General features: G+C 43.0%; 1 protein-coding gene. It reads right to left on the bottom strand.

Features of this window, described 5'->3' with window-relative positions; translation table 11 throughout:
- Positions 1 to 930: glycoside hydrolase family protein (locus HC175_RS15170; protein WP_168139324.1), on the bottom strand; the 930-nt coding region annotated here is incomplete at its 3' end.
- Positions 931 to 1,100 lie beyond the last annotated feature (170 nt).

The following is a 1,100-nucleotide window of genomic DNA, read 5'->3' as shown; positions in this document are numbered from 1 at the left end:
ATCCCATGTGCTATGAAAGGTATAGCCTGAAGCTTGATACCAGGGTCCGTTCAGATTGTCCGATATGGAAAGTCCATAAGATACGCCAGGGTACTGTTCATAGTACATATACCAAGCCTTGCCATTGGGACTAGGAATTAAAGTAGGAGCTTCTCTAAAATTAGGACTTATAGGATCAGAGGGCAGGGAATACGGACCCAACAAGGAACCGGATCTGGCAATCCTGATAGTTTTCCCTGTAGGCCAGTAAAGGGTCGGATAAGTTTCATCTTTGAGAATGGCAAAATAGGTATCTTCCACCTTTCTGATGATCACATCAATAGTACCGAAATCCCAGTCGAATAACATTTTTGGTGGGCCTTCAAAGGTCTTTAAATCCTTTGAAAGAACATATAGCGTGCGCTGACTAGCCCAGTATCGCTCTGCATCTTCAGGAGTTCCTTCCAAATGTGGAGTATGCCAGGTCATCACGAATTGTGAGGAAGCCTCATCATAAAAGAGTTTTGGAGCTCCTATTCGCTGTAAAGCCTCGGCGTATCCAGGTGTAGCTTTGAGATCAGGAGTGTATTCCGCGTGTTTTGTCCAGGCAATTAGATCTTCAGAAACCCAAATATTGATCACTGGCGAGGAATCACTGGTATTACCAGCAATATAATATCTGTCATCCGGACCTTTTACAATATCCGGATGACCTTGATATTCCTCAAAAATTCTTTCGCCATCATTAAGGGCTTTCCAATGCAGACCATCCAGACTGACAGAATAATATAACCTGCCGTAATCCTGATGCGTCATATGCGCAAATAGATAAGCTTCATGAACGGGCTTCTCGCCAGCCTCTACCTGTCCTGGAGGATCAGGTTGTTGGGCCATGACTTCCAAGCCCAACAATAAAAAGCTGCATAGGAATCCAAATTTCTTTCTTGACATAGGGAATGAATTTAAGATTAAATGAACAGCATAAATGCAGCCCTTAATTAGTTGCCGATGCTTCAGTGTTTAGCTTCTTAATAAGTGCTACTTCTTCTTCCTTGTATGGAGTCCCGTCTTTCCTAAAGATATCGTGGAACCATAATTCAGGCTCTGCTGTATATTCCTTG

It is taken from the genome of Salinimicrobium oceani, assembly GCF_012037645.1.
This window is presented reverse-complemented; position numbering and strand designations above follow the sequence as displayed.